This window comes from Nocardiopsis potens DSM 45234, from assembly GCF_000341105.1.
GTDB lineage: Bacteria > Actinomycetota > Actinomycetes > Streptosporangiales > Streptosporangiaceae > Nocardiopsis_A > Nocardiopsis_A potens.
Genome location: NZ_ANBB01000002.1, coordinates 14326 through 37701, shown reverse-complemented (window position 1 = coordinate 37701; position 23376 = coordinate 14326). Strand labels below are relative to the sequence as shown.

At 74.1% G+C, this 23376-nt stretch carries 22 protein-coding genes and 1 CRISPR repeat array; of the genes, 6 read left to right on the top strand and 16 right to left on the bottom strand.

Translation table 11 applies throughout. From position 1 onward, the window contains the following. Positions 1-129: 129 nt before the first annotated feature. The 4 genes from D459_RS0100525 to D459_RS0100510 all read left to right on the top strand — a co-directional run bounded on the left by D459_RS0100525 (position 130) and on the right by D459_RS0100510 (position 4770). Positions 130-1503 carry a glutamine synthetase family protein gene (locus D459_RS0100525; protein ID WP_026119927.1) on the top strand — a complete coding sequence of 458 codons (1374 nt, stop codon included), beginning with the start codon at positions 130-132 and terminating at the stop codon, positions 1501-1503. Positions 1504-1587: 84 nt separating this feature from the next. Continuing rightward, positions 1588-2970 (top strand): aldehyde dehydrogenase family protein, encoded by a 1383-nt coding sequence (locus D459_RS0100520; RefSeq protein ID WP_017591023.1) that lies wholly within the window; start codon positions 1588-1590, stop codon positions 2968-2970. Positions 2971-3101: 131 nt separating this feature from the next. Continuing rightward, entirely contained in the window at positions 3102-3866 is a 765-nt protein-coding gene (locus D459_RS0100515) for a 3-oxoacyl-ACP reductase (RefSeq protein WP_017591022.1), read from the top strand. A gap of 187 nt (positions 3867-4053) precedes the next feature. Continuing rightward, a complete protein-coding gene (locus tag D459_RS0100510; protein ID WP_017591021.1) occupies positions 4054-4770 on the top strand; it encodes a gamma-glutamyl-gamma-aminobutyrate hydrolase family protein in 717 nt (238 codons plus the stop codon). Here D459_RS0100510 and D459_RS0100505 read toward each other — a convergent pair. Both D459_RS0100505 and D459_RS0100500 read right to left on the bottom strand, forming a co-directional pair. Then, the gene (locus D459_RS0100505; protein ID WP_017591020.1) at positions 4742-5038 is read right to left on the bottom strand and encodes a DUF397 domain-containing protein; all 297 of its coding nucleotides are present in this window, start codon (positions 5036-5038) and stop codon (positions 4742-4744) included. The two genes, D459_RS0100510 and D459_RS0100505, sit on opposite strands and share 29 nt — an antisense overlap. After that, a complete protein-coding gene (locus tag D459_RS0100500; RefSeq protein WP_017591019.1) occupies positions 5035-5898 on the bottom strand; it encodes a helix-turn-helix domain-containing protein in 864 nt (287 codons plus the stop codon). Before D459_RS0100500 ends, D459_RS0100505 begins: the two co-directional genes overlap by 4 nt. A gap of 217 nt (positions 5899-6115) precedes the next feature. Between D459_RS0100500 and D459_RS0100495 the strand changes: the two genes are divergently transcribed. After that, the gene (locus D459_RS0100495; RefSeq protein ID WP_017591018.1) at positions 6116-6733 is read left to right on the top strand and encodes an ATP-binding protein; all 618 of its coding nucleotides are present in this window, start codon (positions 6116-6118) and stop codon (positions 6731-6733) included. A 37-nt stretch (positions 6734-6770) separates the two neighbouring features. On the opposite strand, the gene D459_RS0100490 is transcribed toward D459_RS0100495, so the two are convergent. The 12 genes from D459_RS0100490 to map all read right to left on the bottom strand — a co-directional run bounded on the left by D459_RS0100490 (position 6771) and on the right by map (position 21294). Beyond that, complete coding sequence (locus D459_RS0100490) at positions 6771-7550, bottom strand: SDR family NAD(P)-dependent oxidoreductase (protein WP_020380002.1); 780 nt, start codon at positions 7548-7550, stop codon at positions 6771-6773. Positions 7551-7756: 206 nt separating this feature from the next. After that, positions 7757-9154 carry a C4-dicarboxylate transporter DctA gene (gene dctA / locus D459_RS0100485; RefSeq protein WP_017591016.1) on the bottom strand — a complete coding sequence of 466 codons (1398 nt, stop codon included), beginning with the start codon at positions 9152-9154 and terminating at the stop codon, positions 7757-7759. A gap of 395 nt (positions 9155-9549) precedes the next feature. Further along, on the bottom strand, positions 9550-10317 hold the full coding sequence (locus D459_RS0100480) for an SGNH/GDSL hydrolase family protein (RefSeq protein WP_017591015.1): 768 nt from the start codon (positions 10315-10317) through the stop codon (positions 9550-9552). Positions 10318-10671: 354 nt separating this feature from the next. Beyond that, positions 10672-11304: a LysE family translocator gene (locus D459_RS0100475; RefSeq protein ID WP_017591014.1), complete on the bottom strand. Its 633-nt coding sequence runs from the start codon at positions 11302-11304 to the stop codon at positions 10672-10674. Positions 11305-11804: 500 nt separating this feature from the next. Further along, positions 11805-12635, bottom strand: a complete 831-nt coding sequence (locus tag D459_RS0100470; RefSeq protein ID WP_020380001.1) for an endonuclease/exonuclease/phosphatase family protein — start codon at positions 12633-12635, stop codon at positions 11805-11807. A gap of 97 nt (positions 12636-12732) precedes the next feature. Further along, positions 12733-13127: direct repeats of the CRISPR family, unit length 29 nt; unit sequence CGGTTCATCCCCGCGCGTGCGGGGCTTAC. Positions 13128-13204: 77 nt separating this feature from the next. Beyond that, entirely contained in the window at positions 13205-13891 is a 687-nt protein-coding gene (npdG, locus tag D459_RS0100465; RefSeq protein WP_017591012.1) for an NADPH-dependent F420 reductase, read from the bottom strand. 581 nt (positions 13892-14472) lie between these two features. After that, positions 14473-14826 carry a peptidoglycan-binding domain-containing protein gene (locus D459_RS30310; protein WP_017591011.1) on the bottom strand — a complete coding sequence of 118 codons (354 nt, stop codon included), beginning with the start codon at positions 14824-14826 and terminating at the stop codon, positions 14473-14475. A gap of 214 nt (positions 14827-15040) precedes the next feature. After that, positions 15041-15979: a S66 peptidase family protein gene (locus D459_RS0100455; RefSeq protein WP_017591010.1), complete on the bottom strand. Its 939-nt coding sequence runs from the start codon at positions 15977-15979 to the stop codon at positions 15041-15043. After that, positions 15976-17973 carry a S9 family peptidase gene (locus D459_RS0100450; RefSeq protein ID WP_026119926.1) on the bottom strand — a complete coding sequence of 666 codons (1998 nt, stop codon included), beginning with the start codon at positions 17971-17973 and terminating at the stop codon, positions 15976-15978. The genes D459_RS0100455 and D459_RS0100450 overlap by 4 nt, the downstream gene beginning before the upstream one ends. Positions 17974-18030: 57 nt before the next feature. Continuing rightward, positions 18031-19386: a M20/M25/M40 family metallo-hydrolase gene (locus tag D459_RS0100445; protein ID WP_017591008.1), complete on the bottom strand. Its 1356-nt coding sequence runs from the start codon at positions 19384-19386 to the stop codon at positions 18031-18033. Between the two features lie 78 nt (positions 19387-19464). Next, entirely contained in the window at positions 19465-20298 is an 834-nt protein-coding gene (locus tag D459_RS0100440; protein WP_026119925.1) for a M55 family metallopeptidase, read from the bottom strand. A 144-nt stretch (positions 20299-20442) separates the two neighbouring features. Then, entirely contained in the window at positions 20443-21294 is an 852-nt protein-coding gene (gene map, locus D459_RS0100435) for a type I methionyl aminopeptidase (RefSeq protein ID WP_081620390.1), read from the bottom strand. A 165-nt stretch (positions 21295-21459) separates the two neighbouring features. Here map and D459_RS0100430 point away from each other — a divergent pair, with 165 nt between their 5' ends. After that, on the top strand, positions 21460-21657 hold the full coding sequence (locus D459_RS0100430) for a hypothetical protein (protein ID WP_017591005.1): 198 nt from the start codon (positions 21460-21462) through the stop codon (positions 21655-21657). A 51-nt stretch (positions 21658-21708) separates the two neighbouring features. On the opposite strand, the gene D459_RS30305 is transcribed toward D459_RS0100430, so the two are convergent. Together D459_RS30305 and D459_RS0100415 are read right to left on the bottom strand one after the other, a co-directional pair. After that, entirely contained in the window at positions 21709-22308 is a 600-nt protein-coding gene (locus D459_RS30305; protein WP_017591004.1) for a hypothetical protein, read from the bottom strand. A gap of 92 nt (positions 22309-22400) precedes the next feature. Next, complete coding sequence (locus tag D459_RS0100415) at positions 22401-23312, bottom strand: alpha/beta hydrolase (RefSeq protein WP_017591003.1); 912 nt, start codon at positions 23310-23312, stop codon at positions 22401-22403. Positions 23313-23376: the final 64 nt, after the last annotated feature.

Genomic DNA, 23376 nt, shown 5'->3' with positions numbered 1-23376 from the left:
GTCGCTCCCGGTTTTCCCCCTGGACACAGGGGTTTCCGGCGGATTTACCGGCGCCCGGGGATTGACACCCCCGGCCCCGCCTGCTTCCATGCGGCAGAGGTCTGGTACTGAACCTTAAGGAGACCTCCGGTGCTATCGAACGACGGCGGACACCCCCTGACGGTGGAACGGCTCGGCACCGACATCCGTGCGGGGACGGTCGACACCGTGCTGGTCGCCTTCACCGACATGCAGGGCCGGCTGCAGGGCAAGCGGATCTCCGGGCGCTTCTTCCTGGACGAGGTCCTCGCGCACGGCACCGAGGCCTGCGACTACCTGCTGGCGGTGGACGTCGAGATGAACACCGTCGGCGGCTACGCCATGTCGTCCTGGGAGACCGGCTACGGCGACTTCGTGCTCCGCCCCGACCTGGGCACGCTCCGCCTCACCCCCTGGCAGGAGGGGCAGGCCATGGTCACCGCGGACCTGCTGCGCACCGACGGCGCGGACGTCGCCGTCTCGCCCCGGCAGATCCTCAAGCGGCAGACCGACCGGCTGGCCGAGCGCGGCTGGACCGCGATGGTCGGCACCGAGCTGGAGTTCGTCGTCTACCGGGACTCCTACGAGGAGGCGTGGAACCGCGGCTACCGCGAGCTCACCCCCGCCAACCGGTACAACGTCGACTACTCGGTGCTGGGCGGGGCCCGGGTGGAGCCGCTGCTGCGCCGCGTCCGCAACGAGATGGCCGGCGCGGGGATGTACGTGGAGTCCGCCAAGGGCGAGTGCAACCTGGGCCAGCACGAGATCGCGTTCCGCTTCGACGACGCGGTGACCACCTGCGACCAGCACTCGATCTACAAGAACGGCGCCAAGGAGATCGCCGACCAGGAGGGCATGTCCATCACCTTCATGGCCAAGCCCGACGAGCGCGAGGGCAACTCCTGCCACGTGCACATCTCGCTGCGCGGCGAGGACGGCGCCCCGGTGCTCGCCGACGGGTCGGCCCCCCACGGCCTCTCCGCCACCGGCCGGCACTTCCTCGCCGGGCAGCTGGCCTCGCTGCGCGAGCTCACCCTCCTGCTCGCGCCGAACATCAACTCCTACAAGCGGTACGCGCCGGGCAGCTTCGCGCCGACCTCGGTCGCCTGGGGGGTGGACAACCGCACCTGCGCGCTCCGCCTGGTCGGCCACGGGCCGAGCCTGCGGGTGGAGAACCGGGTGCCCGGCGGCGACGTCAACCCCTACCTGGCGGTCGCGGCGCTGATCGCGGGCGGCCTGGACGGCATCGAGCGGGAGCTGGAACCCGGGGAGGCCTGCGCCGGCAACGCCTACGCCGGCGACGCGCCGAGCGTCCCCGCCACCATGCGCGACGCCCTGGCGCTGTGGGAGGACAGTCCGCTGGCCCGCAAGGCCTTCGGCGACGAGGTGGTGGAGCACTACGCCAACTACGCCCGGGTGGAGCTGGCCGCCTACGACTCCGCGGTGACCGACTGGGAGCTCCGCAGAGGCTTCGAGCGGCTCTGACCGCTCTTTCACACCCGGCGGCGCGGGCTTCCGCCGGCCGCCGCCGGGTGCCGCAGGACCGACCGAGCCAGGGGGGGAGCAGTGATGGCCGGCGCACCGTCGCAGCAGCATGTCATCGATCCGGCGACCGAGGAGGTCATCACGGCCGTCCCGCTCGCCTCGGCGGAGGAGGTGGACGCGGCGGTCGCGCGCGCCCGCGCGGCCTTCCCGGCCTGGAGATCCCTCGCCCCCGGGGACAGGGCCCGGATCCTGCGCGCCTTCGCCGACCGGGTCGACGCGCACCGGGCCGAACTCGCCGACCTGGAGGTGCGCAACGCCGGCCACCCGGTCGGCCAGGCCCGGGGCGAGGCGGCGATGGTGCGCGACGTGTTCGAGTACTTCGCCGGGGCGCCGGAGCGGGCCTGCGGGCGGCAGATCCCGGTGCCGGGCGGGTGGAGCGTCACCTTCGCCGAACCGCTGGGCGTGGTCGGGCTGATCGTGCCGTGGAACTTCCCGATGCCGGTCCTCTCCTGGGGGGCCGCCCCGGCGCTGGCCGCGGGCAACACGGTGATCGCCAAACCCGCGGAGCTCACCCCGCTCACCGCGGTCCGCCTGGGCGAGCTGGCCCTGGAGGCCGGGGTCCCGGAGGGCGTGCTCCAGGTGCTTCCGGGCGCCGGCCCGGTCGCCGGCGAGGCGCTGGTGCGCCACCCCGGCGTCGCCAAGATCGCCTTCACCGGCTCCACCGCGGTCGGCAAGCGGATCATGGCGCTCTGCGCCGGCGACCTGAAGCGGGTCACCCTGGAGCTGGGCGGCAAGAGCGCCAACATCGTCTTCGCCGACGCCGACCTGGAGCGGGCCGCGGCGGCCGCGCCCTACGGGGTGTTCGACAACGCCGGGCAGGACTGCTGCGCGCGGTCCCGGCTGCTGGTCCAGCGGTCGGTGTTCGACCGGTTCATGGAGCTGCTGGAGCCGGCGGTGAAGGGCGTCGCGGTCGGCGACCCGCACTCCCCCGCCACCGAGATGGGCCCGCTGATCTCCGCGGAGCACCGGGAGAAGGTCGCCTCCTACGTCCCCGACGGCGCGCCGGTGGCGTTCCGCGGCTCCGCGCCGTCCGGCCGGGGCTTCTGGTTCCCGCCGACCGTGCTCACCCCGCCCTCCGCGAACGACCGGGCGTTCACCGAGGAGATCTTCGGCCCGGTGGTGTCGGTGCTGCCGTTCGAGGACGAGGCGGACGCGGTGCGCATCGCCGACGACACCCCGTTCGGCCTGGCCGGCTCGGTGTGGACGCGCGACGTCGGGCGGGCGCTGCGGGTCTCCCGCGCGGTCACCGCCGGGAACCTGTCGGTCAACTCGCACTCCGCGGTCCGCTACTGGACCCCGTTCGGCGGGTTCAAGCAGTCGGGCATCGGCCGGGAGCTGGGGCCGGACGCGCTGGACGCGTTCACCGACACCAAGACGGTCTTCATCTCCGACGGCCCGCAGGGCTGACCGCGGCGCGCCCGGACCGGCCGGGCCCGGTGCGCGGCGCGGAGCAGGAGGGGCGCGGACACCGGTGCCGGGCCGCCCGGTGCCGGACGACGGCCCCTGTCTTCATCAGGTTCAAGGGAGGGGAGCAGCACATGCAGCGGTTCGAGGGGCGCGTCGCGGTGATCACCGGCGCGGGCAGCGGCATCGGCAGCGCCACGGCGCTCCGGCTGGCCTCGGAGGGGGCCAGGGTCGTCGCGGTCGACCTGGACGCCGAGGCGGGCGCGCAGATCGCCAAGGAGACCGGCGGGATCTCGGTGGTCGCCGACGTCACCAGCGAGGAGCAGGTCCGCGACGCCTTCGCGGCGGCCGAGGAGGCCTACGGCTCGGTCGACGTGGCGTTCAACAACGCCGGGATCACCTCGCCTGAGGACGGCTCCGTCCTGGAGACCGGCCTGGACGCCTGGCGCCGGGTGCAGGAGACCAACCTGACCTCGGTCTACCTGTGCTGCAAGTACGCGCTGCCGTACATGCGCGCGCAGGGCAAGGGGGCGATCGTGAACACCGCCTCGTTCGTGGCGACGATGGGCGCGGCGACCTCGCAGATCTCCTACACCGCGAGCAAGGGCGGGGTACTGGCGCTCAGCCGGGAGCTGGGCGTGCAGTTCGCCCGGGAGGGCATCCGGGTGAACGCGCTCTCCCCCGGGCCGGTGAACACCCCGCTGCTCAAGGAGCTGTTCGCCAAGGACCCGGAGCTCGCCCGGCGCCGCCTGGTGCACGTGCCGTTCGGCCGGTTCGCCGAACCGGAGGAGATGGCCGCCGCGGTGGCCTTCCTGGCCAGCGACGACGCCTCGTTCATCACGGCGAGCAACTTCCTGGTCGACGGCGGCATCTCCGGCGCCTACGTGACCCCGCTGTAGGGCCGGCCCCGGCGCGGTGCCGGGGTAGGTTCCGGGACGGGCGGCGGCCCCTCGAACCCCGCCGCCCTCCCCTCCTCCCTTCTCCCCTCGCGGCATCCCCGGCCCGGATCCTCCGACCGCGATTCCGACGTCATCCGAACGGCATTCAGCCGACAATCAGACGGCACTCAGACGGTAAGGAGCATCGATGCCCCACGCCCGCCCGATCATCGGCATCTCCGCCTACGCCGAGCGCGCCCGCTGGGGCGAGGCGTGGGACCTGCCCGCCGCGCTGCTGCCCCGCGCCTACGTCGACTCGGTGGCGCGCTCGGGCGGTGCGCCGGTGATGCTGCCGCCGGCGGACGGCATCGCCGACGCGGTGGCCGGCCTGGACGGGCTGGTCCTGGCCGGCGGCGGCGACATCGACCCGGCCCGCTACGCGGCCCCGCGCGCCGAGGAGACGGCGGGCGTGCGGAAGGCACGGGACGCGGCGGAGTTCGCGCTGCTGGAGGCGGCGCTGGAGCGCGGGCTCCCGGTGCTCGGCATCTGCCGCGGCATGCAGGTGATGAACGTGGCCCGGGGCGGGACGCTGCACCAGCACCTCCCGCCGGTCGTCGGTTCCCGGCTGCACCGTCGGCGCACGGCGGCGTTCGACCCGCACCCGGTGAAGGTCGATCCGCAGAGCATGACGGCGGAGGTCCTCGGCCGCACCGCCTTGGACGTGCCCTCCTACCACCACCAGGGCATCGCCGAGCTGGGCGAGGGCGTCACCGCCACCGCCTGGGCCGAGGACGGCGTGGTCGAGGCGGTCGAGTACGCGGGGACGCCGCACGTGCTGGGCGTGCAGTGGCACCCGGAGATGGGCGACGACCCCGCGCTGTTCGACTGGCTGGTGGCTACAGCCTCCCGCGCTGAGCGGCGCTGAGGAAGGCGGACCACTCGGCGGAGGGGAAGGAGATGTGCCCGGCCCCGGGGTACTTGGAATCCCGGACGGCGGCGCCGAAGGCGGTGTCGGCCACCTCGACGCATTCCACCCGGTCACTGCTGTAGCTGCTCTTGCGGAAGCCTGCGACCTCGACACAGTCCTGATCCTGGCCGCTGTGGCTGCTCTTCCGGAAACGGGCTACCTCGACACACTCTTGGTGCTGTGCACTGTAGCTGCTCTTCTGGAACTTGAGTTCATCCGTCTTCATTGGGCGCTTTCTAGGGACTTGACCACGTCTTCGATGAAGGTAGCGGAACGAGCAGCGCTGAGGGCAGAACCCTGTATGTCTCCGAAGGTCACATTGAACCGGTGGATGTCGTCGGGCTGCTCGAAGAAGACCGAGTCGGTCACCGTACCCACATGAACGATGGGGGTGTCCAACGGCTCCGGGAACTCCAAGATCGAGAAGGAACCTGCCATTCCAGCGTGCGCCCCGACTTCAAAGGGGAGCACCTGAACATCGATGTTCGGGAGCTGGGCCATGGCAAGAAGGTACTTCAGCTGTTCGATCATCACATCCGGCCCACCAACGAGGCGCCTGACCGCGGACTCGTCGATGATCGTGCGCAGGTGAACTGGATCGAACCTGGTGAGAATGTCCCTGCGCGCCAGCCTGAACTCCAGACGGCGCCCCACCTCTTCCGGGCTGAAGTAGCGTCCCCCCTTCAGCACTTCTTCCGCATACCTAGGCGTCTGCAGTAGCCCTGGTATGTCCATGCCTGCGAAGACTCGGATCACCGATGCTTCCGCTTCGAAGTCGGGCAGGGCCTTGTCTTTGAAGACGTCTTTGTATCTCGACCACCAGCCGCGCTCCTTCGCATCACGGGCCAGCGCCTGCATCGCCTCCCGCTTCTGCGGGTCGGTGATCTCGTAGAGGTCCATCAGCCTGTCGAGGTCCGCTGGGACGATCCTGCGCGTCTCCGTCGTCTCGATCTTGCTGATCTTCGAGGCCGTCCAGCCCAGCGCCTTCCCGGCTTGAGTGACGGTCAGCTTCTGTTTCTCTCGGCCTTGCTTCAGCTCTGCGGCCAGCCGACGGAGCCGGAGTGTGGGGCTGTGGGGGTCTCGCATGCTCGGAGTCTAGAACATGTTTTCTCGACAATGTCGGAGAATCGCTTGACTCTCGACATTGTCGAGTTACTGTTGGAGCGTAGCCGGTGATCAACTCATCACTCAGCGTCTACACAGGTCAGGCTACGGGGCACCCGCACGCGCCGTACCCGCTTCCGCTGAATCCGCGGGCGCCCGAATCCCAGTCCTCTTCCTCATGCCGTGAGGTGTATTCGCCATGCGCTCCACTCTCGCCCCCGTGCCGCCGCTGCCCGAGGTGACCGTCCCGCTCAACCGGTTCATCCCGCCCGGGACGCGGCACTACTTCAACGGCTCGCCCGACCGCCCCTACCGGCGGCGCCGGTTCGACTTCAACGGCCACCCGCAGTTCATGCCGCTGGTCCGCGCCTTCCTGGACACCTGCGCCGCCCGGCGGGACGGCGACTACCGCTACCTGTTCACCCTGCTCGGCTCGGAACTCGCCACCAACGCCATCCGGCACAGCCGCTCCGGCGGACCGGGCGGAGTGTTCACCCTGCTCGCCGAGCGCTCCGCCGCCGGCATCACGCTCACCTGCCGCGACGGCGGGAGGGCCGACACGGGCCGGTGGGACGCCCGCGCCCGCTCCTACCTCTCCCCCCGCCCCGGCGCCCTCTCCCCCGACACCGAGTGCGGGCGCGGGCTCGCCCTGGTCGAGCGGCTGGCCAGCGAGTGGGGCGACAACGGCGTCCCGGACTACCGCCAGGTCTGGTTCTTCCTCGCCTACGACCTGGCCGGCAGCGCCTGGCGCACCGCACGGCCCGCGCCCCGCACGTCCTCCGCGTCCCCCGAGTCCTCGGCGTCGGCGTCGGCCTGAGCGGACCGGCCGGGCGGGCGGCCCCCGGCCGGCCGCCTCAAAGCGCGTGCCCGCCGGCGACCTGGAGGACCTGGCCCGTGATCCAGCGCGCCTGGCGGGAGGCGAGGAAGACGGCCCCGTCGGCGATGTCCTCGGGCTCGCCGACCCGGCCGAGCGGCACGATGCCGCGCACCTCCTCGGCCTCCTCCTCGGAGAGCCACCCGGTCTGCACCGGACCGGGGGCGACCGCGTTCACCCGGATGCCGGAAGGGGCCAGGTCGAGCGCGGCGCCGCGGGTGAAGCCCTCCAGGGCGGCCTTGGAGGTTCCATAGCCGATCTGGCCGGGGAAGGCCCGGGCCGCGTCGGTGGAGATGTTGACGACGCAGGCGCCGCCGCCGGGCCGGCCGCGGCGGGCCAGTTCCGAGGTGAGCAGGATCGGCGCGATCGCGTTCACCTTGTAGCTGCGGTCCAGCGCGGCGTAGGTGGCGGTGTCCACGGTGTCCGGCGACTCGCAGTGCGCCGCGTTGTTGACCAGCACGTCGACCGTGCCCAGGGCCGCCTCCACCTGGTCGAACAGGTGCGCCGCGGCGTCCGGGCCGGACAGGTCCGCCGAGACCGCGATCGCGCCGTCCAGTCCGGCGGCCAGCGCCCGGGCGGCCTCCTCGCCCGGAACGGCGTGCTCCCACCGGGTCCCGGGCGGCGGCGGATCCTGGCTCTCCAGGTAGTGCACGGCCACCCGTGCCCCCTGCACCGCGAAGGCGCGGGCGATCGCCGCGCCGATCCCTCCGCTCGCGCCGGTCACGAGCACCGTCTTCCCGGCGAGTCCGGTATCGATCATGGCCCCACACTGTCGGTGCCGTGCGGACGGGGCAAGCCGTTATCCCGGGGCTCGACACCTCGGGCGCCTTCGACCTGCGGACCTTCCGCGAAAGCGGCCGGGCCCGGCTGAGGGGCCGGACTCGGCCGCTCCCCGGGGTCCTCCCTCCCCGGGGCCGGGGCGCCGCGGGGCCGGAGGGGTGCTCCGCCCGGTCCCGCGGCGCGTCGTCAGGGCTTGGCGTCCTCGGCGGACGTGCGCTGCTCGGGGAGGGCGCCCTGCGCCGCCTTCGCGCCGTCCTCCGCGCCGCCTTCGGCGGCGGGCTCCGGCTCGGCGCGGCCGTCCAGCACGGCACGCATCCGGTCCATGTCGAGCTGCCCCTCCCAGCGGGCCACGACGAAGGTCGCCACGCAGTTGCCGAGCAGGTTGATGGAGACCCGCATGGTGTCCATCAGCCGGTCGGCGCCGAGCAGCAGGGCGACGCCGGCGGCGGGGAAGGCGCCCAGCGCGGTCGCGGTGGCGGACAGCGCGAGGAAGGCCGAACCGGGGACGCCCGCCATGCCCTTGGAGGTGAGCAGCAGGATGAGCACCATCATCAGCTGGTCGGCCATGGTCATGTCCACGCCGAACGCCTGGGCCAGGAAGATCCCGGCAATGGACAGGTAGATGGCGGCGCCGTCCAGGTTGAACGAGTACCCGGTGGGGATGACCAGGCCGGTGGTGGCCTTGGAGCAGCCGGCCGCGGTGAGCTTCTGCATGATGCGCGGCATCACGGCCTCGGAGGAGGCGGCGCCGATGGCCAGCGCGAACTCGTCCTTGGTGTACCGGAGGAACTTCCACAGGCTCACCCCGGCGAAGACCTTGGCGATCAGCGCCAGCACGAACAGGAAGAGCAGCGCCGCGCCGTAGCAGGCCAGCACGAGCATGCCGAAGCTGCTCAGCGACTCCAGCCCGTAGGAGCCGACCACGAACGCCATCGCGCCGAACGCCCCGACCGGCGCGATCCGCATGATCCAGCCGATGATGACGAAGATCGCCTCGTTGACCCGCTCGATCAGGTCGAGGACCGGCTTGCCGCGCTCCCCCATCGAGGCCAGCGCCAGGGCGAAGAAGACCGAGAAGAACAGCACCTGCAGCAGGGCGTTCTCGGCGAAGGCGGAGACCAGGCTCTCCGGGATGACGTCCATCAGGAACTGCGCCGCGCCGGGCAGCTCCTCGCCGTGGGTCACCTCGTCGACCGCGGAGGCGTCCAGCTGCGCGGGGTCGACGTCGAACCCGGCGCCGGGGCGCACCACGTTGGCCACGACCATGCCGTAGACCAGGGCGAACGCGGTGACCACCTGGAAGTAGACCAGCGCCTTCACGCCGATCCGGCCGACCGAGCGGAGGTCGCCGACCTTGGCGATGCCGGTGACGATCACGCAGAAGATCAGCGGGGCGATGGCCATCTTGATCAACCGGATGAAGCCGTCGCCCAGGGGGCGGAGGGCCTCGCCGATGGTCGGCCAGTAGTGCCCGATCAGCACACCGGCGATGACGGCGACGATGACCTGGAAGAACAGGGAGCGGTAGAACCGCTTCCGGGGCCGGGGGGTGAGCGGGGGGCCGTCCGCCGCGTCATTGGCCATGGGCGCGCCTTCCTCGAAGCCACAGGCTCGAAGCCACAGGGGGTGTCTCACCATTTGGAAAGCCTTTTCCTCATGGCGAAACATGAGTGCGGCGCAACGGTAATATGCGCCACATCCGCACCGCAAGACCTCTCGACTTTTCGTGTTTCCGCACCGTTGACCCGCCCTTCCCGGTGCGGAGGGCCGCGGTCACGCTCCGCACGGCCGCGCGTGACGGCCCGGGCCCGGCCTCGCGGACGGCGGACGCACCGCCCCGGCACGGCACGGCAGAGCAGTCCCCCCTTCCCACCGCCCGGGTTTCGGGGTCCGGGGTCCGGGGTCCGCCGGATCGCGGAGCCCTGCTCTGGAACCGCGCTGGAGGCGGACCGGGTCGGAGCGGGTCGGCGCCGCCTTGCTCAGCCGGTGCGGACCGGAAGCAGCTCCGGGCGCTTCGCCGTGCGGCCGTCGCCCGAGGAGCGGCCGCGGATCCGGCGGGCGATCCACGGGCCGAGGAAGAGGGCCGCCCAGCGGAGTTCGGCTGCAGTGCGGCGGACCGGCCCCGCCGGTGCGAGCGGGGGCAGCGGCTCCGCCCAGGAGCCGTCGGCGCCGGGCAGGCCGAGGGCCTCCGCGGCGGCCGCGGCGATCCGGGTGTGGCCGAGCGGGGAGGCGTGCAGCCGGTCCGCGCTCCACAGCCGGGGGTCGGTGACCACGGGGTGCCCGGCGGTGTCCAGCAGGTCGGCGCCGTGCCGGCGGGCCGAGGCGGCGATCCGGGCGTTCAGCGCGTCCACCCGGCCGCGGAGCGCGCGGGCCGCCGGGACGATACGGCCGACGTCGGGGAAGGTGAAGGTGAGCACGCGCGCCCCGGAGGCGGCGAGGGCGGCGATCATCGCGTCGATCTCGGCGGCGACCGCCTCGACGTCGCAGGAGGGGCGGATGAGGTCGTTCATCCCGGCCATCACGGTGGCCAGGTCGGGCCGGAGCGCCAGCGCCGCGTCCAGCTGCCCGGCGCGGACCTCCCCGGCCCGCCGCCCGCGCACCGCGAGGTTGGCGTAGTGCACTCGGGGCTCGGCGGCCGCGATGTGCTCGGCGAGCCGGTCGGCCCAGCCCCGGTGGCCCCGGACGTCGTCGCCGTCGTTGAGCCCTTCGGTCTGGCTGTCGCCCAGTGCCACGTAGCGCTCGAACACCGCGTCCCCGTCCTCTCCCGACCTCCACCGATATTACTCAAAAAAGCGAATATCAAAAGAGGCGAGTACAGCTTCTTCTCGCCAGAGGCCTCCTTGCCCGCAGGCCCGGAGCGTGTCCGGCACATCCCGTCGGCGATGCGCACGACGGCGCGCCCCTGCGGCCGCGCCCTCCCGCCATCAGGCCGACCGCGGTCGGCGGCGGCTGCGGCCAGGGCGTCCTTTCCGAGCGGGCCGCCGAAGAGCGGGAAGAGCGGAGGGCGCGGTGCGAGGTCGAACGGCTCGCCACCCTCCCGTGGGTCCGACCGGGAGGAGCGCCGCCCCGCCGCCGCGCTGAACGCACCGTGACCGCGCCGGTCAGGCCTTGCTTCCGCCGGCGGCCAGCGCACCGGCGAAACCGAGCAGCGCGGCGCCGGTGCCCGCGTCCAGCGCGCGCCGGAACCGGCGCCGGGTCACCCAGGCCCGGGCGCGGTGCAGGACCAGCACGATCGAGGTGAGCCAGAGCAGGCTCAGCGCGGCGTGCGAGTAGGCGAGCAGCGCACCCGCGGCGAGCCCGGCGCCGCCCGCCAGGAACTGCGGCAGCACGGACAGGTAGAACGCCAGGACCTTCGGGTTGGAGATGTTGGACAGGAAGCCCTGGCCCCAGCTGCGCACCAGCCCGACCCGGCCGCGGTCGTCCGCGGGGGCCGCCGCGTACTCCCCCTTCCAGGCCGACCGCAGCGCCTGGATCGCCAGGTAGCACAGGTAGGCCGCGCCGATCCAGCGCACCGCGGTGAACACCTGGTGCGAGGCGACCAGCAGCGCCCCCAGCCCCACCGCGGCCACGGTTCCGTGCACCAGGTTGCTGGTGGAGATGCCCACGGCGGCGGCCAGCCCGGAGGCGCGCCCGCCGGACAGCGCGTTCTTCACGGTCACCGCGAAGTCCGGCCCGGGAGCGATGACGACGACGGCCGCGAAGGCCAGGAAGGTGAGATAGAGGGTCCAGGTCATTCCGTCATCGTAGGTTCCCGGCCCGGCGCATCGCCGTGGCGGCCCCGGTTCCGCCGGACCCGGCGCCGCCCTCCGGAGGCCGTCCGTCCCTTCCCCTCCCAGCACCGCCCTGCCAGGATCGGCGCATGCCCGGACAGCGGAGGCGGCGCGACCGTCGGCGCCGGCTCGACCAGCGAAGAAGCGAACACCTCACCCGCCTGGAGGAGGCGGGCGGCCGGTGGGAGGTCCTCTTCGAGACCACCGACCCGCAGGAATGGCACGCCTACCGCAGGCGGTACGCCGCCGAACTCGACCGGATCGCCCCCGATCGGCTCCGGGTCGACCTGCTGTGCACACGGCCGGTGGAGAGGAGCGGCTACCGGCTGAGCATGCTCCTCCTCCCCGGAGAAGAGCCCCCGGCGGGGACCGGGGCGGCCCTCCGAGGCGGGGAGCGGAGCCGAGGGGCCCGGCGGAGGCGGACGCGGAGTAAAACGACGAGAACCCCGCCTGCGGCCGGAGCGCTAGCGTCCCCCTCCGTCCGCGCCGGGGTGCACCAGGTCCGTCAGGACGGCCATGTGGTCGGAGGGCCAGACGCCGCCGATCGGTGCGGTGCCCGCGCGCTCGACCGCCCGGACCCGCCCCAGCCCGCCGGGGCCGGGCAGCCCCACGTGAACGTAGTCGATCCGGATGTTCGGGCCGCCTCCGGCGGCGACCTGCGGGTTGGCCATGTCCCAGGTGGCCGAGGGCGCCGAGGGGTCGGCGTACTCGCCCCAGGCGTCCACCATGACGTGGCCCGGGAGCGGCGGCGCGGTCTTGTACCCGCCGAACATCCGCACCTCATCGGAGTCCGGCCAGGCGTTGAAGTCACCGGTGCTGACCGGCGGGAACGCCGAGGCCTCCCGGTGCTCGGCGATGAACCCGGCCAGGGCCGCCACCTGGCGGCAGCGGAGCGCCGAGGCGTCCGGGGCCGGCTCCAGGTGCGCGGTGAAGAACGGGACCGGGTGCTCCGGCGCATCGACCAGGGCGTGCAGCGCCAGTCTCCCGTCGTCCGCCCCCTCGGCCCCGGGAAGCGGCACCACGGCCCGCTCCAGGACCGGCCACCGGCTCAGCACCGCCACCCCGATCCCGACCTCGGCCCCGAGGCGGGCGTGCCACCGCTCCGGCCGCTCCCATTCGGCCCACGCCCAGTGCATGCCGAGCCGCTCGGCCAGCCATCCGGCCAGGTTCTCCCCGTCGGCCTGCCACACCTCCTGCAGCCCGACGACGTCCGGTCGCCGCCTCCGCAACTCGGCGAGGATCGCCTCCCTCCGCTGTTCCCACTCCCCGAACCGCCACCAGACGTTCCAGGTCATGACCCGCACACAGACCTCCTCCGAGACAGGGCGAACAGAGCCGTCCCCGCACGTGCGGGGCTTACCGCGCCAAGGCCGCCGACGCCCGCAAGGGCTACGGTTCATCCCCGCGCGTGCGGGGCTTACGAGTACGTGCAGCTCCACGTCTACTGCCGCGGCGGTTCATCCCCGCGCGTGCGGGGCTTACCTCGGCCCCGTGCGGCTCCGCATCCGCCGGGGCGGTTCATCCCCGCGCGTGCGGGGCTTACCTCGGCCCCGTGCGGCTCCGCATCCGCCGGGGCGGTTCATCCCCGCGCGTGCGGGGCTTACCCGCAGCGGGCGCCGGACGCGGCCGGCCGGGGCGGTTCATCCCCGCGCGTGCGGGGCTTACCCGGCCCGGGTCGCCGACACCTCGGTGCACGCCGGTTCATCCCCGCGCGTGCGGGGCTTACTTCTCCTGGCCCGAGATCGACTGCGCCTCCGGAGGTTCATCCCCGCGCGTGCGGGGCTTACAGCGAGCGACCTGCGGTTTTGTGGAGCGTTACGTTCGTGTGATCGGGCATGCCCCTTCCCCCTGGGGTGCCGGGCGGTCAGATGTCGGTGATGCGCAGGCCGGCGTGGGCCTTGTAGCGGCGGTTGACCGCGATGATGTTGGCGGTGAAGGCCTCGACCTGGTGGGCGTTGCGCAGGCGGCCGCCGTAGATGCCGCGGACGCCGGAGATCCGGGCGGCCAGGGCGCGCACGATGTCGGTGGCCTCGCGGTCGTCGCCGAGGACCAGGACGTCCAGGTCGACCTCGTCCACCTCCGGGTCGAGCAGGACGACCGCGGAGACGTGGTGGAACGCGGCGGTGACCCGGCTGCGCGGCAGCACGGCCTCGGCCTGCTGGGCGGCGCTGCCCTCCTCCACCGGCAGGGCGTAGGGGCCCTTCTTGTCGAAGCCGAGCGGGTTCACGCAGTCGACCACGATCTTGTCCGCGAGCGCGTCCTCGAGGGAGACGAGCAGATCGCGGTGGCCCTCCCAGGGGACCGCGATGATGACGATGTCGGCCGCCCGCGCCGCCGCCTCGTTGTCCGCGCCGCGCACCGCGAGCCCGGTGTCCAGGCCCTCCGCGGCGGCCTGGGCCCGCTCCGCGCTGCGTGAGCCGATGATCACCTCGGTGCCGGCCATCGCCAGCCGGCGGGCCAGTCCTCGGCCCTGGTCTCCGGTGCCGCCCAGCACGGCGACGCTCAGCCCGGACACGTCCGGGAGGTCGTGGGGAGTCTTCTGGTCTGCCATGGCTCCGATCATCGCACCCGCGACCGCCCGCCGCCGAGGCGGAGCCGCCCCTGTGCACGGCGGGCTGTGGAAAGGGGCTGTGGAAAACCGGGGTGGTGCGCGGCCGGGCGAGCGCCTACCGTGGTCGGCGACCGGTCGCGGCCGGCGGGCGAAGGGCCGAGAGCACGGAGAACGGACAGGGCCCCGGGGAATGCGCGCCGCATCGGAGACCCGGCCGACCGGCCGGAGCATCCCTGTCCCATCTGCTCTTCACCGTGCTCGGAGGTCCCCGTGGACGCACTCTCGCCCGGTGCCGGCCCTTTCGGCCGCGCCGCTTCCCTGCTCGCCCTCCTCGGACGGGCCGTTCGCGCCCTGCTCCCCCGCACCCGGCCGCAGAAGGCGCCGACGCGCCGGCGGGCGACGCCTCCCGGCGGCGCGCCGCCGGTGCCGGCCCCGCACCGGGCCGACCGCCGCCGAGCGGGCCCGGTGGCGGTCGGGCTTCGGGTGTGCGGCGGAGGGCCGGGGCTCCGTTCGTCCGGCCGTACGCGCGGGGACGGGTGTCGGGGTGCCGCCTCCGGGCGGCGGCGCCCTGCGGCGGGCGTTCAGTCGACCGGGAGCCCCAGTTCGCGGAGTTCCCGGATGCGGGCGGCCTCGGCCGCGAGGCGGGAGACGGTGCGCGGGTCGGCTGCCCCGGTCTCGGGGAGCCCGGCCTCGTGCTGGAAGCGGGCCAGGGCGACCGGGCGGACGCCGGGGAGCGCGCCCGGGTCGAGGTGCCCGGTCTCGATGAGCAGCCGGCGGATCTCGGCCGGTTCCGCCTCCGGAAGGACCCGGGCGCCGTCGAGCAGCGCCCGGAGCAGCCCTCTGGCGGCGTGCAGCAGCCGGCCGGCGCGGGTGCGCCCGCTCCTCTCCCGGGTGAGCGCTCCGGGTCCTGCCGCGCCTGCGTCGACGGTGGCCATCGGGGATCCCCCTTCCCTCTGCGGTGCCGGACGGCGGTTCCTCCCACCGTCCTGCTCCGAGTATGGGCACGGGAAGGTGAGAGGACATCGGCCGCGAGGTCGGAATCCCGTTGGTCCGAAAGGCGGACGCCCCCGGCCCGGCACCGACGAAGGTCCGGGGTGCCGGCCCCACCCGGAAGGCAGGGCCGGCCCCCGCTCCTCGGTCGGCGGGTCCTCAGTCGGCGGGCTCCAGGGCCGGCTCGTCCAGGACCAGCGTCCCGGCGTCGGCGTCCAGGGTGGCGGCCGCCCCCAGCGCGATGGTGAGCTGGGCCGGGATGTGGCCGAAGCCGAACCCGTCGACCACCGGGACGCCCAGCGGGGCGAGCCGGTCCAGCAGCATCGCGCGGATCACCTCCGGTCCGGGGGTGCAGTCCGCCCAGGAGCCGAGGAGGACGCCGCGCACCCCGTCCAGCCATCCGCTGCGCAGCAGCTGGGTGAGCATCCGGTCCAGCCGGGACACGTCCTCGCCGACGTCCTCCAGGAGCAGCAGGCCGCCCTCGGCGGAGGGGCGCGAGTACGGGGTGGCCAGCCCGTCGGAGAGCAGGCTGAGGTTGCCGCCGATCAGCACCCCCCGGGCCGAGCCGCCGACCAGCGGTTCGGCGCCCGGCGGGGCGATGCGCAACCGCGACTCCGGCTCGAACAGGTGCGCCCGCAGGTCCTCCTCGGCGGCGGGGTCGCCGGCGAAGTAGGCGGTCCCCACCACCGGGCCGTGCAGGGTGACCGCGCCCAGCTCCACCGAGAGCGCCTCGTGCAGCGCGGTGACGTCGCTGAACCCGATGAACGCCTTGGGTACGGCGCCGCGCAGCGCGCCCACGTCCAGCCGCTCCAGGGTGCGGTGCGCCCCGTCCCCGCCGCGCGCGCAGAACACCGCGGCGACGTCCGGGGCCGCCAGCGCGTCCTGGAGGTCCTTGGCCCGGTCGGCGTCGGATCCGGCCAGGTAGCCCAGGTCGGGGTGGCGGTCCCGGGCGTGCGGCTGCACCCGCACCTCCAGCCCCCACCCCTCCAGCACCCGGACCGCGGCGTCCAGCCGCTCCGGGTCGGGCGGGCTGCACGGTGAGGCCACCGCGACCAGGTCGCCGCGGCGCAGCGCCCGGGGGCGCCACCGCCGGGTCACGGCCGCAGCTCCACGGCCGGCACCCCCGCGTCGAAGCCGAACACCCGGGCGTACAGGGAGAGCTCCGCCTCCAGCGCGGCGCGGATCGTCTCCGCCTTGCGGAACCCGTGCTGCTCGCCCTGGAATTCCAGGTAGGCGTGCGGGACCTCGCCCACCCGCTCCAGCAGCCGACGGGCCTGCACCGGCGGGCAGATCTCGTCCTCGTCGCCCTGCATCAGCAGGAACGGGGCGGAGATGCCGTCGGCCCGGTTCACCGGGGAGCGCTCCTCGTACCGGGACCGGGCCTGCGGCCACGGCCCGATCAGGCTCTCCAGGTACTGCGACTCGAAGTCGTGCGTCTCCCCGGTCCGCCAGCCGACCAGGTCGACGATGGGGTACTGGATCACCCCGCAGGCGAACACGTCGGAGAAGGCCAGTGCTGCGGCGGTGGTCCAGCCGCCGGCGCTGCCGCCCCGGATCGCCAGCCGCTCCGGGTCCGCGGTCCCCTCCTCCGCCAGGGCGCGGGCCACCGCGACGGCGTCCTCGACGTCGACCACGCCCCACTCGCCGCGGAGCCGCTCCCGGTAGGCCCGGCCGAACCCGGTCGACCCGCCGTAGTTGACCTGGACCACGCCTATGCCCCGGCTGGTGAAGTAGGCGATCTCGGAGTCGAGGACGCTCACCGCGCGGCCGGTGGGGCCGCCGTGCACCCACACCGCGTACGGCGGGCGCTCCACGTCGGCGGCCTGCGCCTCCGGGTTGCGCGGCCGGTAGACGGTGGCGTGCACCTCCCGCCCCTGCGGGCCGGTGAACACCCGCTCCTCCGGCCGGGGGACGTACTCGGGCGGCACCTCGGGCCCGCCCGAGGTGCGGCTCAGCGCGCGCCAGGAGCGGTCGGCCACCGACACCGCGACGACCTCGGGGGCCAGGTCCGGCGATGCGGCGACGGTGACCACCGTCTCGCCCGCGCGGCCCGCGGCGACCAGCCGCGGGGACCACTCGGTGTGCGGGGCGTCCACGTCGTCCAGGGCGCCGGAGTCGGGGCACAGGATCGCCAGCCGGGTGCTCGCGGTGCCGTGCACCGCCGCGATCAGGCCGCTCTGCAGCGGCAGCAGCCAGCGCGGGCCGAGCTGCCACAGCGGGCCGCCGAACTCCTCGGTGAGCGGGGCCAGTGCGACCGGGGCCCGCGCGGTGCCGTCCGGCTCCAGGGTCAGCTGGTAGGGGTTCCACCAGCCGGAGGCGTCGGAGACCAGGTAGAGGGTGTTCTCGCCGGCCCACTCGGCCTGCACCACCGATTCCCCGGGGCCGCCGGCGACGTCGTGCGCGGAGGAGGCGGTGCCGTCCCCGTCCAGCGTGGCGACGGTGAGGAAGGTGGAGTCCCAGGGCATGTCCGGGTGGTCCCAGCCGATCCAGGAGACCCGGCGCCCGTCCGGGGAGAGCCGGGGGCAGGCCAGGAAGCGGCGCCCGGAGGCGACCACCCGCACCGCGCCGGGGTCCTGCGCCGCGGAGCCGTCCAGCGGCACCGCGACGACGGCGCGCTCGACGTCGGTGGGGGCCGGCCCGGTGTGCTCCTCGCGGATGCACCAGACCTCCCCCTCCTTGCCGGGCACCGGTTCGACGTAGCGCAGCGCCGAGGGGGTCCCGGGAGCCGGGGTCAGCGGCACCGGGCCGGTCCGCTCCCCCGGCCGGTAGAGGTAGAGCCGCTGGTCGCTGAACTCGGTGAAGACCACGGCGGGGGCGCCGCCCCCGGCGTCCAGCAGGAGGTAGGGGCGGCCGCCGTACTCGTGCACCCGGGACCGGGCGTTCCACGGCGCGGGCAGCATCTCCTCCGGCCCGCCGTCGGGCTCGTCCAGGCGGGCCCGGCAGAGGGTGACCCTGCCCTGCTCCAGGGGGCGGGGCTCGGTCCACCACACCTCATCGCCGAAGGCGGCGGGCCATCCCGGCGCGCCGTCGGCGCGGGCGACGCTCTTGGCGTCGATCGGCGAGGGCCAGGCCCCGTAGGGGAGGATCGGCATGGCGGTCACCGCGTCCCTTCTGTTGTCGGTGGATCGGAGCGGCTCCGGGGGGACGGCTCACTCCACCCCGGAGAGGAACCGGGACAGCACCCGGACGCCGGCCCGCAGCGCCTCCTCGGGGACCCGCTCGTCCACGCCGTGGAAGAGCGCGCCGTGGTCGAACCCGGGCGGAAGCAGCAGCGGGGTGAAGCCGTACCCGGCGATGCCGAGCTCGGCGAACTGCTTGGCGTCGGTGCCGCCGGTCAGGCAGACCGGGACGACGTGCGCCCCGGGGTCCTCGGCCAGCAGGGCCGCGCGCGCCGCGGCGAACAGGGCGGACTCCACCGGCGCCTGCACCGGCGGGGAGTGGTGGGCGTACTCCCACTCCACCCGGGGCCCGGTGAGCTCGTCCATGGTGCGGGTGAACAGGTCCTCGCCGCCGGGCAGCACCCGGCCGTCCACCCCGGCGGTGGCGGTGCTCGGGATGACGTTGACCTTGTAGCCGGCGTCCAGCATGGTCGGGTTGGCGCTCTCCCGCAGGGTGTCGCGGACCAGCCCGGCCGCATCGCCCATCCGGTCCAGCAGCGGCGGCAGGTCGCGCTGCGGGTCGAACCCGGGGGCGTCCAGGTCGATCTTGACGTTGACCGCGGCGCCGAGTTCGACGAGCGCCGCCGCGGTCACCGGGGTGAGCCGGTACGGCCATTCGTGGGCGTCGATCCGCGCCACCGCGGCGGCGAGCGCGCCGACCGCGTTGTCCGGGTTGCCCTTCGACCCGTGCCCGGCGGTGCCGTTCGCGGTGAGCTTCAGCCAGGAGCTGCCGCGCTCGCCCGCACCCACCGGGTAGATGCGCAGGTCGCGCCCGTCCGGCGCGCGCACGTGCATGGTGTGTCCGCCGGATTCGCCGATGGCCTCGGTGCACCCGGCGAACAGCTCGGGGTGCATCCGCACCAGCCATTCGGCGCCGTAGGCCGCGCTGTCCTCCTCGTCGGCGGTGAAGGCGAGCACGATGTCGCGGCGGGGCCGGACGCCGGTGCGGGCCCAGTGCCGCGCCACCGCGATCATCATCGCGACGGCGCCCTTCATGTCGATGGCGCCGCGGCCCCACACCATGCCGTCCCGGACCTCCCCGGAGAACGGGTGCACGCTCCACAGCGCGGGGTCGGCGGGGACCACGTCCAGGTGGCCGTGGACCAGCAGGCCCGGGGCCTCCCGGTCGGTGCCGGGGATGCGGGCCACCACGTTGGCCCGGCCCGGCGCCGACTCCAGCACCCGCGGCTCCAGGCCCGCCTCGGCCAGCAGCCCGGCGGCGTACTCCGCCGCGGGCCTCTCGTTCCCCTCGCCTCCGCCGCCGTTGGTGGTGTCGATCCGGATCAGCTCGGAGGTGAACCGCACGACCTCTTCACCGGCGGCGGCCCAGTCTTCGGTGTCGCGCACGAGGCGCCCTTCTGCTCTCGGTCTGCGTTCCGCTGCCCCGCGGACCGCGGCCGCCCTGCGGCCCGCGGCCCTTCCGGGTCACCCGTAGTCCTTCTCCACCGCGTTGGAGATGAGCGTGGTGACCGCCTTGAAGCAGCGGATCATGTCATGGGCGGTGGGCGAGGCATAGCGGACGCGCCGCTCCGAGACCTGCTCGACCCCGGGCACGATCGCCGCGGCCCCGGCGAGGTGGGCGGAGTCGACCTCGACCTCCACGGTGAGCGTCCCGTGCCGGACCGGCTCGACCCGGCCGGCCAGCTCCATCGCGGACTCGGCGGCCTCGGCGATGGCCGCGTGGGTGCGGCCCGGCGGCCGGCACACGGCCGCGTAGCGGGACACGTAGTCCTTCACCGCCACGGTGCGGGCGCGGGGCGCGTACCCCGCGGCGTCGGCGCAGGCCCGGTCGTCGCCGGTGACCAGGACGACGGGGGCGCCGTACTCGGCGACCACGTAGGAGTTGAGCCGCCCCTCGCTGGCCGGCTCCCCGTCCAGCCACACCCCGGTGACCGAGTTGGGCAGGTAGGTGTGGGCGAGCACGCCCTCCTCGCCCGCCCCGCAGTGGTAGCCGACGAACGCGACCGCGTCGACGTCCCCGCGCTGCACGCCCTCCACCATGGAGAGGTCCTTGTGCCGGCCGGTGAGCATCTCGGCCCGCTCGTCCAGCCGCTCCAGCAGCAGGTTGCGCATGGTGGCGTGGGCCTCGTTGACGAGGACCTCGTCGGCGCCGCCGGCGTGGAACCCGGCGATGGCCGCGTTGACGTCGGAGGTGAACATCGACCGGCAGCGCTGCCATTGCTCGGTGCCGGGCTCGACGTCGGCGGGCCAGGTGACGCCGGTGGCGCCTTCCATGTCTGCGGAGATCAGAACCCTCACGGGGGCGACACTATCCGGTACGCCGCAGGGGCCGCCAGGGCCGCGCAGGACCCGCTCGCGCTTCTTCCGCCGCGCGGTGCGCACGCGCGCCCGCCGCCCCGCGGGCGGTGTTCTCCCGCCGCGGGGAGGGCCCGGGCCGCCGGGTCAGGGCAGGGTGAGGATCTCCGCGCCGTCCTCGGTGATCACCAGGGTGTGCTCGAACTGCGCGGTCCACTTGCGGTCCGCGGTGACCGCGGTCCAGCCGTCGTCCCACACGTCGTACTCGATGCCGCCCAGGGTGATCATCGGCTCGATGGTGAAGGTCATGCCGGGCTCCATGACGGTGTCCGCGCGCGGGTCGTCGTAGTGCGGGACGATCAGCCCGGAGTGGAACTCCGGCCCGACGCCGTGCCCGGTGAAGTCGCGGACCACGCCGTAGCCGAACCGCTTGGCGTAGGACTCGATGACCCGGCCGATGACGTTGATCCGCCGGCCGGGGCGGCACGCCTTGATGGCGCGCATCGTCGCCTCGCGGGTCCGCTCCACCAGCAGGCGCGCCTCCTCGCTCACGTCCCCGGCGAGGAAGGTGGCGTTGGTGTCGCCGTGCACGCCCTTGTAGTAGGCGGTGATGTCGATGTTGACGATGTCGCCGTCGGAGACGACCGTGTCGTCGGGGATGCCGTGGCAGATGACCTCGTTCAGCGAGGAGCACAGCGACTTGGGGTAGCCCTTGTACCCCAGCGTGCTGGGGTAGGCGCCGTGGTCGAGGAGGAACTCGTGGCCGATCCGGTCCAGCTCGTCGGTGGTGACGCCCGGCACGATGTTCTTGCCGACCTCCTCCAGGGCCCGAGCGGCGATCCGGCCGGCCTCCCGCATGGCCTCGATGGTCTCCGGGGTCTGCACGTCCCCGAGCACCCCTTCGACCGGCCTCTTCTTACCGACGTACTCCGGCCGCTCGATGGAGGCGGGGACGGAGCGCTGCGGGGAGATGCGGCCGGGAACAAGAGGAGTGGTCATGGTCGTGAAGTCTAGTTCGCCTTCTGGGCCCCCGTGACCGGGCATGGTATCGCCGGACCGGGGGAAGACCCGGGTAGGAACTGACGAGGTGCGCCCGGCTCCGGTCCGGTGCGAGACGATGGGCTCCTCATCTCGGTTGGGAGCGTGACGATGCCTGCGAACCCGATGGATCTCCCCGATGACCAGCGCTGGTGGTACTGCCTGAAGCACGATGCCCCGGAGAAGGGCCCCGGCTGCCCCGACAAGTACCGCCTCGGCCCCTACGCCGACGAGGACTCCGCCGTGCGCGCCCTGCAGACCGTCGCCGAGCGGAACGAGGCCTGGGACGACGGCGAGGACGCGGAGAACCGCGACGACTGGTAGCCGCGGGCCGGCCGGAGCGGCGCCCCGGACGGGGCCGCGCCGGAGGAAGGGTCAGTCCGGGTGCCGGGGACCGCTCACCACGTCGAGGAAGCGGGAGAGCCGCTCCCGGAAACCGCCCTTGCGGCGGTCCTCGACGCGCCCGGCGGCGGTGCTCACCAGGTGCTGCAGCCCCTCGAAGGTGACCGGGGAGCGCCCCGGCTCCAGGCTGATCGCGTCGTGCGCCAGCATCTCCAGCTCGCGGTCGCCGTGGTCCAGGGCGAGGACGGTGGCGCCGGAGCGCCGGGCGTCGTCCACCCGCTCCAGGAGCGGGATCGGCGCCTCGGGCGCGTCGTTGACCACGAACAGGGTCTGGCCCCGGCCCGCGCCGGCCAGCCGGTCCAGGCCGATGGCCAGGTGCGGCGGCGCACCGGGCGGCGGGTTCCACCGGACCAGGCTGGGGGCGAGCTGGGGCAGGCCGGAGAAGCGGGCCTCATCGCCCAAATGGGCGGCGAGGTGCCACGGCTCGTCCTCCGGGGTGCCCAGCAGCATCAGCCCGCCGGGCGTGTTCGTCCGGCGCAGCGCACGGGCGAAGTCCTCGGTGCGCTCGACCCACGGCGTCGAGGCCAGGAGCTCGCGCAGCAGCGCGACATGTTGGGCGTCCACCCGCTCCATGGTGCCGTACGGCCGCCCGTCCGCGCAGCACTTCGCCCTGATCCGGGAGCGGCCGGAGCGGGCCGCCCCGCGGCGGAGCGCCGTGCCGCGGCTCAGCGGACCGCGTGGTCGGCCAGCGCGACCACCGCCGCGACGAGCTCCTCCCCGTCGAAGAGCACCGGATCGTTGTGGCCGGCCCCGGCCACCGCCACCTCGGCGTACGGCTCGGCGGCGGAGGCCGCGACCCGGCGGCTCTGCTCCGGCGGCACGACGGCGTCCTCCTCCCCGTAGACCACGGTCACCGGGGCGTCGAGGGCGGCGACGTTCTCCGCGACGGGGTAGCGGTCCCGGAGCAGCGCCCCGACCGGGACCAGCGGGTAGTGGTGCCGGCCCAGCGCCGCCAGGCCGGTGAACGGGGAGCGGAGCAGCAGGGCGGCCGGCGGCCGCTCGACCGCGAGCCGGGACGCGACGCCGGTGCCGATGCTCTCCCCGAAGTAGACGGTGCGCTCCGGCGGGAATCCCAGCTCCTCTTCGAGCGCGCGCTGCGCGGCCCGCGCGTCGGCGGCGAGGCCCTCCTCCGAGGGGCTGCCCGGGTTGCCGCCGAAGCCGCGGTAGTCGAAGAGGAGGACGGAGAAGCCCTCCGCGGTGAGCGCCTCGGCCAGCGGGAGCCGGTTCTCCCGGTCCGCCGCGTTGCCGTTGGCGACCAGCACCGCGGTGTCCCGGCCGGCCCCCTGGGCGGGCAGGAACCAGGCGCCCAGCCGCAGCCCGTCCTCGGTGCGCAGCTCGACGTCGCGGGCGCCGGCGACGCGCCCGGCGATGGGCGGGACCTCCCGGTCGCCGGGAAAGTAGATCACCGACCGCTGGAACGCGTAGACCGCCCCGGCCGCCAGCGCCGCGGCCAGCACCACGGCGACCGGCAGGATCACCGCGACGCGCGCCAGCGCACTCCAGGCCCCCGCCGAGGCTCCGCCCACGCTCTCCTCCTCCCGCCGCTCCGGCCCCTCCACGATCACCGCGCGGGGCACCGGAGGCAAGGCCGCGCCCCTGCCTTCCCGGCGCGGACTCCGTCCGCCGGCCGCCCCTCCCCTG

Bases quoted from the DNA above. Each gene is read 5' to 3' on its own strand.
- D459_RS0100520 (WP_017591023.1), top strand. From the start codon at position 1,588: ATGGCCGGCGCACCGTCGCAGCAGCATGTCATCGATCCGGCGACCGAG.
- D459_RS0100515 (WP_017591022.1), top strand. From the start codon at position 3,102: ATGCAGCGGTTCGAGGGGCGCGTCGCGGTGATCACCGGCGCGGGCAGC.
- D459_RS0100510 (WP_017591021.1), top strand. From the start codon at position 4,054: ATGCCCCACGCCCGCCCGATCATCGGCATCTCCGCCTACGCCGAGCGC.
- D459_RS0100505 (WP_017591020.1), bottom strand. From the start codon at position 5,038: ATGAAGACGGATGAACTCAAGTTCCAGAAGAGCAGCTACAGTGCACAG.
- D459_RS0100500 (WP_017591019.1), bottom strand. From the start codon at position 5,898: ATGCGAGACCCCCACAGCCCCACACTCCGGCTCCGTCGGCTGGCCGCA.
- D459_RS0100495 (WP_017591018.1), top strand. From the start codon at position 6,116: ATGCGCTCCACTCTCGCCCCCGTGCCGCCGCTGCCCGAGGTGACCGTC.
- D459_RS0100490 (WP_020380002.1), bottom strand. From the start codon at position 7,550: ATGATCGATACCGGACTCGCCGGGAAGACGGTGCTCGTGACCGGCGCG.
- dctA (WP_017591016.1), bottom strand. From the start codon at position 9,154: ATGGCCAATGACGCGGCGGACGGCCCCCCGCTCACCCCCCGGCCCCGG.
- D459_RS0100475 (WP_017591014.1), bottom strand. From the start codon at position 11,304: ATGACCTGGACCCTCTATCTCACCTTCCTGGCCTTCGCGGCCGTCGTC.
- D459_RS0100470 (WP_020380001.1), bottom strand. From the start codon at position 12,635: ATGACCTGGAACGTCTGGTGGCGGTTCGGGGAGTGGGAACAGCGGAGG.
- npdG (WP_017591012.1), bottom strand. From the start codon at position 13,891: ATGGCAGACCAGAAGACTCCCCACGACCTCCCGGACGTGTCCGGGCTG.
- D459_RS30310 (WP_017591011.1), bottom strand. From the start codon at position 14,826: ATGGCCACCGTCGACGCAGGCGCGGCAGGACCCGGAGCGCTCACCCGG.
- D459_RS0100450 (WP_026119926.1), bottom strand. From the start codon at position 17,973: ATGCCGATCCTCCCCTACGGGGCCTGGCCCTCGCCGATCGACGCCAAG.
- map (WP_081620390.1), bottom strand. From the start codon at position 21,294: ATGACCACTCCTCTTGTTCCCGGCCGCATCTCCCCGCAGCGCTCCGTC.
- D459_RS0100430 (WP_017591005.1), top strand. From the start codon at position 21,460: ATGGATCTCCCCGATGACCAGCGCTGGTGGTACTGCCTGAAGCACGAT.
- D459_RS30305 (WP_017591004.1), bottom strand. From the start codon at position 22,308: ATGGAGCGGGTGGACGCCCAACATGTCGCGCTGCTGCGCGAGCTCCTG.